At 69.6% G+C, this 14,732-nt stretch carries 8 protein-coding genes; 2 read left to right on the top strand and 6 right to left on the bottom strand.

The window, feature by feature from the left end; translation table 11 throughout:
- Positions 1 to 36: 36 nt before the first annotated feature.
- Both purU and ASG23_RS09835 read left to right on the top strand, forming a co-directional pair.
- Positions 37 to 900, top strand: a complete 864-nt coding sequence (purU, locus tag ASG23_RS09840; protein ID WP_056023753.1) for a formyltetrahydrofolate deformylase — start codon at positions 37 to 39, stop codon at positions 898 to 900.
- Between the two features lie 50 nt (positions 901 to 950).
- Positions 951 to 2,309 (top strand): extracellular catalytic domain type 1 short-chain-length polyhydroxyalkanoate depolymerase, encoded by a 1,359-nt coding sequence (locus tag ASG23_RS09835; RefSeq protein WP_056023751.1) that lies wholly within the window; start codon positions 951 to 953, stop codon positions 2,307 to 2,309.
- An 8-nt stretch (positions 2,310 to 2,317) separates the two neighbouring features.
- Here ASG23_RS09835 and ASG23_RS09830 read toward each other — a convergent pair whose 3' ends face one another.
- From ASG23_RS09830 to pulA, 6 genes are all read right to left on the bottom strand, one after another.
- The gene (locus ASG23_RS09830; protein ID WP_056023748.1) at positions 2,318 to 3,100 is read right to left on the bottom strand and encodes an ATP-binding cassette domain-containing protein; all 783 of its coding nucleotides are present in this window, start codon (positions 3,098 to 3,100) and stop codon (positions 2,318 to 2,320) included.
- A gap of 78 nt (positions 3,101 to 3,178) precedes the next feature.
- Positions 3,179 to 4,372, bottom strand: a complete 1,194-nt coding sequence (locus ASG23_RS09825) for an ROK family transcriptional regulator (RefSeq protein WP_056024537.1) — start codon at positions 4,370 to 4,372, stop codon at positions 3,179 to 3,181.
- 69 nt (positions 4,373 to 4,441) lie between these two features.
- The gene (gene mmsB, locus ASG23_RS09820; RefSeq protein WP_056023745.1) at positions 4,442 to 5,623 is read right to left on the bottom strand and encodes a multiple monosaccharide ABC transporter permease; all 1,182 of its coding nucleotides are present in this window, start codon (positions 5,621 to 5,623) and stop codon (positions 4,442 to 4,444) included.
- Positions 5,620 to 7,158 (bottom strand): multiple monosaccharide ABC transporter ATP-binding protein, encoded by a 1,539-nt coding sequence (gene mmsA / locus ASG23_RS09815; RefSeq protein ID WP_056023742.1) that lies wholly within the window; start codon positions 7,156 to 7,158, stop codon positions 5,620 to 5,622. Before mmsA ends, mmsB begins: the two co-directional genes overlap by 4 nt.
- 118 nt (positions 7,159 to 7,276) lie before the next feature.
- On the bottom strand, positions 7,277 to 8,419 hold the full coding sequence (gene chvE / locus ASG23_RS09810) for a multiple monosaccharide ABC transporter substrate-binding protein (protein WP_056023739.1): 1,143 nt from the start codon (positions 8,417 to 8,419) through the stop codon (positions 7,277 to 7,279).
- Positions 8,420 to 8,754: 335 nt separating this feature from the next.
- Entirely contained in the window at positions 8,755 to 14,568 is a 5,814-nt protein-coding gene (gene pulA, locus ASG23_RS09805; RefSeq protein WP_056023736.1) for a pullulanase-type alpha-1,6-glucosidase, read from the bottom strand.
- Between the last annotated feature and the right edge of the window lie 164 nt (positions 14,569 to 14,732).

Below are 14,732 nucleotides of genomic sequence, written 5' to 3'. Positions count from 1 at the left end.
GTCAGCCGATGAGCGCGACCACTACTCTCGGACCTCGTGTCCTCCGTCTCGCTCGATCCCACCCACCTGGTCCTGACGCTGTCCTGCCCCGACCGCCCGGGAATCGTCCACGCGGTCGCGGGGCTGCTGGCCGAGCACGGCGGGAACATCACCGAGTCGCAGCAGTTCGGGGACCCGTTGTCGGGGTTGTTCTTCATGCGGGTGCAGGTCACGGCGTCGACGCCGCGGGACGAGCTGGAGACGGCGTTCGCCCCGGTGGCGCGGACGTTCGCGATGGACTGGTCGCTCGACGTGGTCGGCCGGCCGGTCCGGACGCTGGTCATGGGCTCGACCGCCGCGCACTGCCTGAACGACCTCGCGTTCCGGCAGCGGTCCGAGAACCTGCCGATCGAGCTCGTCGCCGTGGTGTCCAACCACACCGCGCTGGCTCCGCTCGCCGAGTTCTACGGCATCCCGTTCCACCACGTGCCGGTGACGTCGGCCACCAAGGCGCAGGCCGAGGCGCGACTGCTGGAGCTGGTCGAGGAGCTGGACGTCGAGCTCGTCGTGCTGGCCCGGTACATGCAGATCCTGTCCGACGACCTGTGCCGCGCCCTGGCGGGCCGGGTCATCAACATCCACCACTCGTTCCTGCCGTCGTTCAAGGGGGCCCGCCCCTACGCGCAGGCGCACGACCGCGGGGTCAAGCTCATCGGCGCCACCGCGCACTACGTGACGGGCGACCTCGACGAGGGCCCGATCATCGAGCAGGACGTCGAGCGCGTCGACCACTCCCGCCACGTGGAGGACTTGGTCGCGCTCGGCCAGGACGTCGAGCGCCGGGCGCTCGCGCGGGCCGTGCGCTGGCACGCGGAGCACCGGGTCCTGCTCGACGGGCACCGGACGATCGTCTTCCGCTGAAACGGTTCGTCGGCTGACCTGCGGGGACGTCGGTCGGGCACGCTCCGGGGATGAAGCCGTCCCTGCGTCGCGTCGTCGCGGCCGCCACCACCCTCGCCCTCGGCGTCGTCGGTCTCGCCGCCGCTGCTCTGGCCACCGCGCCCGCCGCGCAGGCCGCCTCCCTGGTCAGCGTCCCCAGCTTCGGCAGCAACCCCGGCCAGCTCGGCATGAGCCTGTTCGTGCCGGACTCGCTGCCGGCGAAGCCCGCTGTCCTCGTCGTCGTGCACTGGTGCACCGGGTCGGCGCAGGCCATCTACGACGGTAGTCAGTTCGACGAGCTGGCCACGCGGCACGGCTACATCGTCATCTACCCGCAGGCCAACCGGAGCGGGAGCTGCTTCGACGTGAGCTCGTCGGAGTCGCTGGTCCACGGCGGCGCCAGCGACCCCACCAGCATCGTGTCGATGGTCCGGCACGTGCAGCAGCAGTACACGACCGACACCAGCCGGGTGTTCGTCACGGGGGTGTCGTCGGGCGCGATGATGACCGAGGTCCTGCTGGCCACGTACCCCGACGTGTTCGCCGCGGGCTCGGCGTTCGCGGGCGTCCCGGCCACGTGCTTCTCGACCACCTCTCCCCCGCCGGGCACCGGCACGCAGGCGCCCTGGAACAGCGACTGCTCGGGGGGTCGCCTGGTGCGCACCGGTCAGCAGTGGGGTGACCTCGCGCGAGCCGCCTACCCGGGCTACACCGGCGCGCGGCCGCGGGTGCAGCTGTGGCACGGGTCGCAGGACACGACGCTCAGCTACGTGAACCACGGCGAGGCGATCAAGCAGTGGACCAACGTGCTCGGTGTCAGCGAGACGCCGGCGTCGACCGACTCCCCGGCTGCCAACCAGACCCGGACGCGCTACGGCGCGACGGGCGACCGGCCACCCGTCGAGGCGATCACCTTCCAGGGGGTCGGCCACAACCTGCCCGTCGACGCGGCCGCCGCGATCCACTTCTTCGGCCTGGACTCGACGACGACGCCGCCGCCCACCACTCCGGCGCCGACCACACCGGCACCCACGACGCCGGCACCGAGCACCCCCCCGCCCACGACTCCGGCCCCCGGGGCGGGCTGCACCGTCGCGTACTCCGCGAACCAGTGGAACACCGGCTTCACGGCGAGCATCACCGTCACGTCCAAGGTCGCGCTGACCGGCTGGACGCTGACGTGGACGTTCCCGTCGGGTCAGACAGTGACGCAGGCGTGGAGCTCGGCCACCACCCAGACCGGGTCGCTGGTCTCGGCGAAGAATGTGGAGTGGAACAGCTCGATCCCGGCCGCCGGCTCGTTCCAGTTCGGCCTCAACGGCTCGCACACGGGCACCAACACGGCTCCGACGGACTTCGTGCTCAACGGGGTGCCCTGCTCGCGCGGTTGATACGACGCTCAGCGCAGCGCGGCCATCCGGCGGAGCATCTCGTTGTCCTGGGTGGTCGCGCCGGTGATCGCCGCGAGGATGGACTCGTAGCTGGCCGTGTCGGCGTCGAAGGAGCCGTTGTTGCGACCGTGACGCAGGACCACGATGCGGTCCGAGACCGCGCGGACGTCGTTCATGTTGTGGCTGATGAGGATCACTCCGTGGCCCAGGTCGCGCAGCCGCTCGATGTAGGTGAGCACCTCGGCGGTCTGGGCGACGGACAGCGCGGCCGTGGGCTCGTCCAGGACGACGAGGCGCGGGGAGCCGATCAGGGTGCGGGCGATCGCGACGGCCTGCCGCTGCCCCGCGGACAGCTCGGACAGCGGGGTGCGCACGGACGGGATCCGCAAGGTCAGGTCGCGCAGGATCCCTCGGGCCATCTGCTCCATGCGACCGTCGTCGAGCAGCGCACCGCCGGTGAGCTCGCGGCCGAGGAAGATGTTCGACGTCACGTCGAGGTTGCCGCACAGGGCGAGGTCCTGGAACACCGTCGCGATGCCGAGGGCGTGCGCCGCGGACGGCGACGGGATCGTCTGCTCGACGCCGTCGATCTCGATCAGGCCGGAGTCGGGTGCGAGCACCCCGGAGATCACCTTGGCGAGCGTCGACTTGCCGGCCCCGTTGTCGCCGACGAGCGCCACCACCTGGTGGGCGTACACGTCCAGGTCGACGCCGACGAGGGCTTCGACCGCGCCGAACCGCAGGCTGATCTGCCGCAGGGACAGCAGCGGGACGCGAGGGCTCTCGCTCATGACCTCACCTGCTCCTCGTTGGGCATGTACGTGCAGTGAAACCCCGCCCAGTGCTTGCGTCAATGCGCCACCTTCTCTTCACCCGCGCAGCTCTTCGCCCGTCGAGCGCGCCAGCTCGTCGGACCGGACCACGAAGTCCGTGGACCGCAGGACGAGCTCCAGGGCGCCGATGACCTCCGCGCGCTGACCGAGCTCGGCCGGGACCACCTCGAGCGGCGCGATCTGGTTGAGCAGCACACGCTGCCTGATCGCCTCACGCAGGGGGCCCAGCAGGAGCTCGCCCGTCTCGGCGAGCTCTCCGCCGACCACGATGCACTGCGGGTTGACCGCGATCGCCAGGCCGGAGACCACCTCGCCGATGGTCGAGCCGGCGTCCGCGATGACCCGCGCACACCCCGGGTCGCCGTCGATCGCCTGCTGGATCACGTCGCGCAGCGCCAGGGTGCCGTGGCTGGACCGCAGCGGTTCCAGCAGCGCCGGACCGCCGACGACCGTGTCGAGGCACCCCCGGCTGCCGCACCGGCAGATGTCGCCCTGCGGGTCCACCTGCACGTGCCCGATCTCTCCGGCGGTCCCGGCGAACCCCCGGTGCACCTGACCGCCGATCACGATGCCGGCACCGGTCCCGTGGGACGCGCGCACGTAGACGGAGTCGCGGAACGCGCGGGACGCCCCGTGCGTGCCCTCGGCGAGCGCTCCGAGGTTCGCGTCGTTGTCGACGAACACCGCGCAGCCCAGCCTCTTCGACAGGACGTGACCGACGTGGACCTCGTCCCAGCCGCGCATGATGCCCCGGACGGAGACCATGCCGGTGGCGCTGTCGACGGGCGCCGGCAGGCCGATGCCGATCCCGACGACCTCGTCGAGAGTCGATCCCACGCGCTCGAGCAGGTCCGCCACGAGCAGCGCCGCACGGTCCAGGCTCGTGTCGAGGCGGTGCTCGTGCGGCAGCGGGAGGGTCTGCTCGGCGACGACCTCGTTCGTGACGTCGCCGAGCGCGATCCGCAGGTGCCGGGGGCCGATGTGGATCCCGACGGCGAGCCCCACCCGGTGGGCGATCGTGACCATCTGGGCACGACGCCCGCTCCGGGTGGTGTTCCGGGTGTCGACCACCCCGGCGGCGAGCAGCTCCTTGACGATCGTGGAGACCGTCGCCGCCGAGAGGCCCGTCGACCCGGCGAGCTCGACCTGCGTGAGCCCGCCGTGCCGGTGGACCGTCTCGACGATCAGTGCCCGGTTGGCCTCACGGAGCGAGGACTGCGAGCCTGACATCGCGACCCGCCCTCTCACGCCCGTGAGCATAGCTGCGGGCCTCGTCCGTGCAGGTCAGATGAGCGATTATCAGCGCGCCGAGCCTGCGCGACGCTTGTTGTAGATGTCGAACGCGACGGCCAGCAGCAGGACGAGTCCCTTGACCATCTGCTGCACGGACTGGTCGATGCCCATGAGCTGCATGCCGTTGCTCATGACAGCCATGATCAGGCCACCGACCATCGCGCCGGTCACCCGACCGACGCCGCCGGTGGTCGACGCACCACCGATGAAGCAGGCAGCGATGGCGTCGAGCTCGAACATCTCACCGGCGCTGGGCTGGGCTCCGTTGGACCGCGACGAGTAGACGACACCGGCCACGGCGGCGAGCATGCCCATGTTGACGAAGATCCAGAAGTTGACGCGCTTGACCTTCACGCCGGACAGCTGCGCGGCGGACAGGTTGCCACCGATCGCGTAGACGTGGCGGCCGAAGACCGTCTTCGTGGTGACGATCTGGTACACGATGACCAGGACGCCGAGGATGATCAGGACGATCGGCAGACCACGGCTGCGGGCCAGCTGGTAGGTGAAGGCCATGCCGACGAGACCGACCAGCACGAGCTTGGTGATGAAGATCGGCATCGACTCGACGACCTGCTGGTACTTGATCCGGCCGAGCCGCGCCCGGTACTGGCTGAACGCGTAGCCGAGGACCGCGATCGCCCCGATGACCAGGGTGAACACGTCGATGCCCTCACCACCCAGGAAGCCGTTCAGGAAGCCGCCGGCGATCTTCTGGTACTCCGCCGGGAACGGCGACAGGGAGATGTTGCCGAGCACCTGCAGGGTCATGCCGCGGAAGAGCAGCATGCCGGCCAGGGTCACGATGAACGCCGGGATGCCGACGTACGCGACCCAGAAGCCCTGCCACATGCCGACCAGCAACCCGACGGCGAGTCCCGCGAGCACCCCGACCCACCAGGGCAAGCCCCGCTGGATGACGACGACCGCCGAGACAGCACCCGTGAGCGCGACCACCGACCCGACGGACAGGTCGATGTGACCACCGATGATCACGATGACCATGCCGATCGCGAGGATCAGGATGTAGGAGTACTGCAGGACGATGTTGGTGACGTTGCCCGGGCTGAGCAGCACACCGTCCGTGAGGATGGTGAACAGACCCACGATCGCGACGAACGCGATGTAGATCCCGCTCTGGCGCAGGTTGCTCGTGAAGAGGTCCTTCAGGCCTGCCATGGCGGTCATCGAACCTGGTCCTTTTCCTTGGTCATGAGCTCCATCAAGTTCTCCTGGGTCGCCTGCTCCCGCGGCAGCGATCCGGTGATCCGGCCGGCCGAGAGCGTGTAGATCCGGTTGCAGATGCCGAGCAGCTCGGGCAGCTCCGAAGAGATGACCAGGACGGCCTTGCCCTCCTCGGCGAGACGGTTGATCAGGGTGTAGATCTCGTACTTGGCGCCGACGTCGATGCCACGTGTGGGCTCGTCGAGGATCAGCACCTGGGGGTCGGTGTAGAGCCACTTGCTCAGCACGACCTTCTGCTGGTTCCCGCCGGAGAGCTTCCCCGTCAGCGCCAGCACCGTGGGTGCCTTGATGTTCATGCTCTGGCGGAAGCCCTCGGCGACCTTGATCTCCTCGTTGCTGTTCACCCAGCCACCCCGCGACACCTTCGACAGGTTCGCGGCGGAGATGTTGGTGCGGATGTCCTCGATGAGGTTGAGACCGTAGGTCTTGCGGTCCTCCGTGGCGTACGCGATGCCGTGGGAGATGGCCTCGGACACCGTCGCGACCCGGATCTCCTTGCCGTGCAGGAAGACCTTGCCGACGATGCGGCTGCCGTAGGAGCGGCCGAACACCGACATCGCGAGCTCGGTGCGCCCGGCGCCCATGAGTCCGGCCAGTCCGACGATCTCGCCCGCGCGCACCGTGAGGTTCGCGCCGTCGACGACGATCCGGTCCGGGTCGGTGGGGTGGTGCACGGTCCAGTCCTCGATCCGCAGCACCTCCTCGCCGATGTGCGACTCGTGCGGCGGGAACCGGTGCCCCAGGTCACGGCCGACCATCCCGCGGATGATGCGCTCCTGCGTGACCTCGTCGGCCACCATGTCGAGCGTCTCGACCGTGCGGCCGTCGCGGATGATCGTCGTGGTGTCGGCGATCTCGGCGATCTCGTTGAGCTTGTGGGAGATCATGATGCACGTGATGCCCTGCGCCTGGAGCTGGCGAAGGAGGCCCAGCAGGTGCTCGGAGTCGTTGTCGTTGAGCGCTGCCGTCGGCTCGTCGAGGATCAGCAGCTTGACCTCTTTGGACAGCGCCTTGGCGATCTCGACGAGCTGCTGCTTGCCGACGCCCAGCTGACCGACCGGGGTGACCGGCAGCTCGTTCAGCCCGACGCGCGCGAGGAGTGCTGCTGCCTCGGAGTTGGCGACGTTCCAGTCGATGAGGCCGCGGTGCGAACGCTCGTTGCCGAGGAAGATGTTCTCCGCGATGGAGAGGAAGGGCACCAGCGCGAGCTCCTGGTGGATGATCACGATGCCCTTGGCCTCGGAGTCGTTGATCGACCCGAACTGGACCTCTTCACCTTCGAAGAGGATCGAGCCGTCGTAGCTGCCGTGCGGGTACACACCCGACAGCACCTTCATCAGCGTCGACTTGCCGGCGCCGTTCTCACCGCAGATCGCGTGGATCTCGCCACGCTCGACCGACATCGACACGTCCTGCAGCGCCTTGACGCCCGGGAAGGTCTTCGTGATGGCTTGCATCTCGAGAAGGGAGTTGGCCATGGGCTTCCACCGTCCTTCGTCGTGCTGGGTGCCGCCGTCGGCACCGCTCGCTGGGAGGCGACCCGGGCCGACCGGCACCGCGTGGGTGCCGGCCGGCCGTGGGTCAGGACGGTACGGGTCAGGCCTGGCCGCTGGCGACCTGGTCCTCGGTCCAGTAGCCCGAGTCGATCAGGAGCGACTGGATGTTGTCCTTGTAGACGATGTCCGACTCGAGGAGGTAGGACGGGACGACCTTGACGCCGTTGTCGTACGTCTCGGTGTCGTTGGCCTCCGGCTCCTCACCGGCGAGGAACGACTGGGCCGAGACGACGGCCTGCTCGGCGAGCTTGCGGGTGTCCTTGAAGATCGTCGAGGACTGCACGTCGTCGTTGATGAGCTTGACCGACGCGATCTCCGCGTCCTGGCCGGTGACGATCGGCATGCCGTCGGCGATCGTGGGGCCGTAGCCGGCGTTCTGCAGCGCCGTGATGATGCCGCGGGACAGACCGTCGTACGGGGACAGGACGCCCTGCACCTTGCTGCCGTCGGAGTAGGCCGACGTGAGCAGGTCCTCCATGCGCTTCTGCGCGGTCTCCTGCAGCCAGCGCAGCGTGGCGACCTGCTCGATGTCGGTCTGGCCCGACTTCACGACGAGCGTGCCGGCGTCGATGTACTCCTGCAGGGTGTCCATGGCGCCCTTGTAGAAGAAGTGCGCGTTGTTGTCGTCCAGCGAGCCGGCGAACAGCTCGATGTTGAACGGGCCGGTGGCGTCGCCCGCCGAGCCGTCGGCGTTGAGCAGGCCGAGCCCGACGAGCAGCGCCGTCGCCTGCTGGACGCCGACGTTGTAGTTGTCGAACGTGACGTAGAAGTCGACGTTCTCGCTGTCGCGGATCAGGCGGTCGTAGGCGATGACCGGGATGTTCGCGTCGGCGGCGGCCTGGAGCTGGGTGGCCAGCGCGGTGCCGTCGATCGAGGCGATGATCAGCAGGTCGGCGCCCTTGGTGATCATCTGGTCGATCTGCTGCTGCTGGGTCGGGATGTCGTCGCCGGCGAACTGCAGGTCGACCTTGTAGCCGGCCTCCGTGAGACCCTTCTCGACCGCGTCGCCGTCGGCGATCCAGCGCTCGGAGGTCTGCGTCGGCATCGCGACGCCGACGGTGAGGTCTGCCGGGTCCGCCGCAGCGGCTTCCGTGGAGTCGTCGCCGCCGGCGCCGCTGCCCGAGCACGCGGCCAGGCCGAGTGCGAGGACCGCACCCATGGCCGCGATGGTGATCCGTCGCATTGCTGTGCTCCTTCTCATCGTTGAGAGGTCCGGTGATCGGACCTGTCGAGCTCGGGTTCGTCGGCCGCGGGCAGCGACTGCGCTGCACCGGCCGGTGTCCCGGCTGCGACCTCCGGTGTCGGAGTTCGCTGCGGTGCTCACTTTCTTCTCTTCGAGTCTCGAAGTCAAACGTCTGCGAACGGCGCGGTGGTCACAGATTCATCACGATGTGAGAGCGCGCTCTGCAGCAATCACAGGTTTTCGGGCAGTTTGGCTTCGCAGCGCGAATCTATCGCCGTCCAGTTCCGGGGAGAACGACGGGCCCGCGACCGAGGTCGCGGGCCCGTCGCAGAGCGTCAGCCGCGGTCAGCGCCCCACCAGCTGCGGACCGAGTCCCACCAGCTGTGCGCGTGGCCTCCACCACCGTGGTTCTCGACCAGCACCGCCACGGTCCGCGGCGGGACCGTCACCGTGCCGGTGGCCTTGTCCCAGGTCGTGCCCTTGACCACCGGATCGCTCCCCTTCGCCTGGACCGACGACAGGGACAGCGCGTGGCCGGCCAGCGAGGTGACGGTCTGCGTGGTCGCCTCGTCGGAGGCGTTGACCACGACCAAGAGACCGTCCAGCTTCTTGTCCACGTCCGTGGACCACGACCGTGTCGTCGTGCTCCACCCGGGCTCGTCGTCGATCGCCATGACGACGACGCCCGGGTCCGCGTCCGGGCCGGAGCCCGGGAACGTGACCTTCTGCTCGATCAGGTCGGCCGAGCCGAGCCGGAACAGCGGCGTCGAGAACCGCAGCCTCAGCAGGTCGTCCGCGGCCGCCGACGCGGTGGCGATGTCCGCCGGGGTCGGCTTGAGCGCCGGGTCGGCCAGCAGCGGCTGCTGGAACGGCCACTTGACCTCGTTGTCGGGCGCCGGGGGCAGACCGCGGCCGAAGCCGTTGTCCTGGCCGGACAGGTCGAGCAGGTTGAACCAGTCGCCCGAGTTGTAGCTGTTGCGGTCGAGCGACTTGCTGCGCAGCAGGTCGGCGCCCGCGTGCCAGAACGACGGGGTCTGGGCCAGGGCCGTCGTCGCCAGCGAGACCGTGTTCATGCGCACGCGGTCCGCCATCGGGGTGTCCGTGGGCAGCTTGTACGTGAGCGCGTCCCACAGCGTCTCGTTGTCGTGGGCGTCGACGTAGGTGATGACCTCCTCCGGGGAGTCGGCGTACCCGGCCGGCTGGCCGTTGTAGTCGAGCTCCTCCCCCGTCTGGACCGTGCCCGCGCTGGTGAGGAACGAGAAGTCGCGCAGGTTGCCGGCCATCCCGAGGCGCACCAGGTCGGCGTCGTGCGCCGCGCGGGCCAGCTGGTCCGCGTCCGAACCGTTGATCGGGTCACCATTGGAGTCGGTGCCGCCACCCGAACCGAAGCCCTGGATGCGCGGGTTCTCGTCGAACGGTCCCCCGCCACGGACCGCGTCGCGCAGCCGGTCGGAGAACGTCCCGATCCCCGTCCCGCCCAGCTGTCCCTGGGTCGCCTGGGTGAAGAGCCGGTTGTCGGCCACCTCGCCGAAGTTCCAGCCCTCGCCGTACAGGTAGACCTTCTTTCCGTCGACGCCGTCCTTCTTCGGCGTCAGCGCGTCGAGGGCGGACCGCACCGCCTCCATGTTCTGGACCGAGTGGTGTCCCATGAGGTCGAACCGGAAGCCGTCGACCTTGTAGTCGCGGGCCCACGTCACCACCGAGTCGACCATCGCCTTCTCCGCCATCGCGTGCTCCGTGGCGATGTTCTGGCAGCAGGTCGAGGTCTCGACGTTGCCGATCGCGTTGAGCCGCTGGTAGTAGCCGGGCACCACGCGGTCCAGCACGGACTGCGGGGACTGGCCGCTGGCCGTGGTGTGGTTGAACACCTGGTCGAGGACCACCTGCAGGCCGTCCGCGTGCAGCGCGCCGACCATCGTGCGGAACTCGGCGACGCGCGCTCCGCCGTCGGCGTCCACCGCGTACGACCCCTCGGGCGTCGACCAGTGCAGCGGGTCGTAGCCCCAGTTGAAGCCGTCCGCGTCGGCCACGGCCATCACGCAGGCCTGCTGCTGGTCGGAGTCCGGCGCGTACGACGCGAGGTCGCAGTCCGGCGTCTCCTGAAGGGCCTTGTCCTCCTGGATGGACGCGATGTCGAACGTGGGCAGCAGGTGGACCGTGGTCAGCCCCGCCTGCTCGAGCTCACGCAGGTGAGCGCGGCCGTTGCCGTTGCGGGCGAACGCGAGGTACGTGCCGCGCTCGGCGGCCGGCACCGACATGTCGCTGATGGAGAAGTCCCGCACGTGCAGCTCGTAGATCGTCTGGTCCACGGGCCGCACCACCGGCTGCTTCGCCTTCTCCCACTCGCGCGGGCGGAATGCCTTGTCGGCCAGGTCCACCAGCACGGAGTGCGTCGAGTTCAGGGTGAGCGCCACCGAGTACGGGTCCGTGACCCGGTTGACCTCGATCTTGTCGGTCGTCGGCGCGTACACCGTGACCTCCCAGAGGTACCTGGCGCCGGCCCAGGACTTGGTGCCGTCTACCGTCCAGGAGCCGTCGGACTGGCGCGTGGCCGCCACACGCTGCTCGGTGGTCGAGCTCCCGGTCCACACCAGCAGATCGACGTCCTGTGCGGTCGGAGCCCAGAGCGCCAGCGACGGGGCACCCTTCTTCCACGTGGCGCCGAGGGTCCGCGTGCCGGCCCTCGCCGCGTACAGATCGTCGAGGACACCCGGAACCTGGACCCCGGTCGCCGCCTGGAAGGTGCCGTCGGCCGCCGCCTGGGTGACCAGGAGCGCACCGCGCAGCAGTTCGGCGGTCGGCGTCCCGTCGGGCACACTCAGAGCGAGGTAGCCCTCGAGCGCCGGGAAGCGCTCGAGCTGAGCCGCGGTGAGACCGGCGGGGTCGTACGTGAGCGTGATGGGCTCACCGTCGCCGAGGTCCGCCGTGGACAGCCCACCGGTCGGCGAGCCGTACAGCGCGAAGGTGGAGGCTGCCGGGTCCGGAGCCCACGCAGCCGGCCAGGCGATCGTGCCCGCGTCGATCCAGTGCGCGCTCTGTTCGCCCGTGCCGGGCAGCGGCGGGTCCGTGACCTCGATGGTCAGGACGTGCGTGGCCAGGACGTAGGAGAACGTCACGGGCTTGCCGCCGGGCGCGGAGAACGGGATGTTCGACCCGTTCGCCACACCGCCGGCGCCGTAGTTCTCGGCCCAGCCGAGGTTGTGCGCCACCTTGACCTCGTAGGCACCCTCCGGCAGGTCCGGCGCGGTGAACGTGTACGTACCGTCACCGTCGAGGTCCTGGAGCCAGCTCGCGAGGCAGTCCGGCATCCAGTCGCCGGCGCAGCCGAGCTCGCTGTTGTGCGACCCGGGGACCGTGAGGATCGGGCCTTGCGCGGTGGACGTGAAGTAGTGGGTCGCGGCGTCGTAGTAGAACGTCACCGGACCGGCCGTGGCCACGCTGTACGCCACGTTCGCCCCACCCGCGACGCCGCCGGCGCCGTAGTTCTCGTCCCACGAGCCGCCGATCGCGACCTTGTACTCGTAGCTGCCGACGGGCAGCGTGAACGTGCCCGAGTAGACGCCGTCGGCGCGCTTGGTGAGGCGAGCCTGCTCGCAGTCCGGCTGCCAGTCGCCCGGGCAGCCCATCTCCGCGTTGTGGCTTCCGGGCACGGTGACGACCAGGTCCTCGCCGGGATCCGGACCCGGGTCCACGACCCCGTCGACGGCTCCGCCGACTCCGGCGTACGTCGAGGCGGCGGACTTCTGGCCCGCTGCGTCGACGGTGACCGCGCGATACTCGACGACCGCACCATCGGGCAGCCCGGAGACCGTGTGGAACACGCGGGGTGACGTCGTCTCCGCGGTGCCCAGCGAGGTCCACTCGTCGTCGCCGACGACGCGGTAGCTGAACGACGTCTGGCTCCACACGTCGTCGGCGACGTCCGCGCTGATCGCGACGTCGCCGGTCAGGCCTGCACCCGGCGTCGGGGCGGTGAGCGTGATGTCCCCCGGCGCGGCAGGTGCGCCGACCGTGCTCCCAGCCTTGAGCACGACGGCGCTCAGGGCGGGGATCGTCACGGAGACGGTCCCGTCGGCGGCGGCCGTCACGCTCGTCGACGTCCCGTACAGCGGCGCGAACGTCGCGCCCGGCGTCAGGGTGTCGATGGTGACGGTCGTCGGGGCGGTGCCGTTGTTCGTCGCGACGAGGTGCTCGACCTTCTCCTGCTCGTCGACCCGGCTGAACGCGTAGACCGCGCCGTCGGCGTACCGCTCGATCTGTGCGCCGGTCCGGAGCGCCGGGTGCGCGCTGCGGAGCGCGGCGAGCTCGGCGATGTGGTCGTACAGCGCGGAGTCGGTGTCGTACCGGTCGACCGAACCCGCGACCGTGCCGTCGAGCAAGGTCTGGTTCGCGTACTCGGACACCTGGGTGGCGAACAGCGACTGGCGGGCGTCCTTGTCGTTCCCGGCGCCGACGCCGGCGAACCCCTGCTCGTCGCCGTAGTACACGACCGGCTGGCCGCGCGTCAGGTACATGAGCGAGTGCGCCAGCTCGGAGCGCTGCTCCGGGTCGGTCCCGTCCTTGACGAAGTACCCGATACGACCCATGTCGTGGTTGCCGAGGAACGTGGGCAGGGCCTGCGCGTTCGTCGTCGGCGTCGTGTACCGGTCGTCACCGGAGTAGAGCGCCTTGAGCCCGCCAGCCGAGAAGCCCTTGGCGTAGTTGCTGGCCGCCGACTGGAACGTGAAGTCGAGGACCGCGTTCATGTCGCTGTCGCGCAGGTACGGCGCCAGCTTGACCGGGTCGGCGTCGTAGACCTCGCCGAACATGAAGAAGTCGTCGTTGCCGACCGAGGCGGCGTGGTCGCGCACTGCCGTCGTGAACTTCTGCCAGAACTCGAAGTTCACGTGCTTGGCGGTGTCGATGCGGAAGCCGTCGACGCCCAGGTCGACCCACTGGTTGTAGACGTCCACGAACCCGTCCACGACCGCCGGGTTCTCGGTCATGAGGTCGTCCAGACCGGAGAAGTCGCCGTAGGTCGTCGACTCTCCGCTGTAGGTCGAGTTCCCGCGGTTGTGGTAGAGCGTCGGGTCGTTCAGCCAGCCCGGGACCTTGACGTCCGCGTCCTGCGCGTCGATGACCGGCGTGTACGGGAAGCTCGTCGCGGCGTCCATCGTCGGGAAGGTGTCCGTGCCCGCGTAGGTGTCCGGGTCGAACACCGTGCCGGCGGCGTCCGTGTACGGATCCGTTGCCTTGTCGACGTAGCCGTACTGGCCCTCGGCGTAGTCGATGACGTCGGCCGTGTGGTTGGTGATGATGTCGAAGTAGACGTCGATCCCGCGCGAGTGCGCGTCGGCGATGAGCGCCTCGAGCTCGGCGTTGGTGCCCAGGTGCGGGTCGATCTGCGTGAAGTCGGTGATCCAGTAGCCGTGGTACCCGGCCGACGCGTCGGCGCCAGTGCCCTGCACAGGTCGGTTCTTGAACGACGGGGTCAGCCAGATCGCCGTCGTCCCGAGGCCCTCGATGTAGTCGAGCTTGTCGTGCAGGCCGGCCAGGTCACCGCCCTCGTAGAAGCCCTTGTCCGTGGGGTCGAAGCCCGTGACCAGCCGGTCTCCCGTGAGCCCACCGGCGTCGTTGGCGTCGTCGCCGTCGGCGAACCGGTCGGTCATGACGAAGTAGAACTGCTCGTCCGCACCGGGGTCGCGCACGGGGGTCGCGACGAGGGCGTCGTCGGCCGGCGTGTACCCCGCGCCCAGGTCCAGCGGGGTCAGCGCGATGCGGTGCGTGGTGTCGTCGTAGGTGAACCGCAGGCTCGACGGGCCGGCGACGACGAGCGGGATGTTCGCGTCGCCGCCGTTCTTGCCATAGGCCTCGTCCCAGCTGTCGTTGATGGCGACCTTGTACTCGTAGCTGCCCGCGGGGACCGTGAAGTCGGCGGCATACACCCCCGCGGTGCCGGTCGGGGCGAGCTCGGTCTCGGCGCACCCGGGCTGCCAGTCGTCAGGGCAGCCGAGCTCGCCCTGCAGAGATCCGACCAGCGCGACCGTGCGGTCGGCGGCAGCGGCGGGGGTTCCGACGGCGGCGACGAGCCCGACGCCGGCGACCGCGACGGCGGTCAGCGCAGCGAGGCCGCGAGAGAGGGGACGGACGGGGGCGTCGGCGGGCGACATGGCGACTCCTTCGTCTCCCCGCACGTCGATGTGCGGGACAGGTATGGCCGACCGTATCCGCTTGCAGCAACTTGCAGCAACTGTTCCGGACGAATGGGTCCGTCCCGGAGAGTTCGGACGCTGCGCGGCGGGCTACCGTGCTGAGAGCCGCCGCCGTGTGCGAC

The sequence above is a fragment of the Cellulomonas sp. Leaf395 genome, from assembly GCF_001424125.1.
GTDB lineage: Bacteria > Actinomycetota > Actinomycetes > Actinomycetales > Cellulomonadaceae > Cellulomonas.
Note: the sequence above shows the minus strand (reverse complement) of the source record. Positions and strands in the feature narration are given on the sequence as shown.

Coding starts and splice junctions, on each gene's coding strand:
- mmsB (WP_056023745.1), bottom strand. CDS start 5,623: ATGACCGCCATGGCAGGCCTGAAGGACCTCTTCACGAGCAACCTGCGC.
- chvE (WP_056023739.1), bottom strand. CDS start 8,419: ATGCGACGGATCACCATCGCGGCCATGGGTGCGGTCCTCGCACTCGGC.
- pulA (WP_056023736.1), bottom strand. CDS start 14,568: ATGTCGCCCGCCGACGCCCCCGTCCGTCCCCTCTCTCGCGGCCTCGCT.
- ASG23_RS09825 (WP_056024537.1), bottom strand. CDS start 4,372: ATGTCAGGCTCGCAGTCCTCGCTCCGTGAGGCCAACCGGGCACTGATC.
- ASG23_RS09830 (WP_056023748.1), bottom strand. CDS start 3,100: ATGAGCGAGAGCCCTCGCGTCCCGCTGCTGTCCCTGCGGCAGATCAGC.
- mmsA (WP_056023742.1), bottom strand. CDS start 7,158: ATGGCCAACTCCCTTCTCGAGATGCAAGCCATCACGAAGACCTTCCCG.
- ASG23_RS09835 (WP_056023751.1), top strand. CDS start 951: ATGAAGCCGTCCCTGCGTCGCGTCGTCGCGGCCGCCACCACCCTCGCC.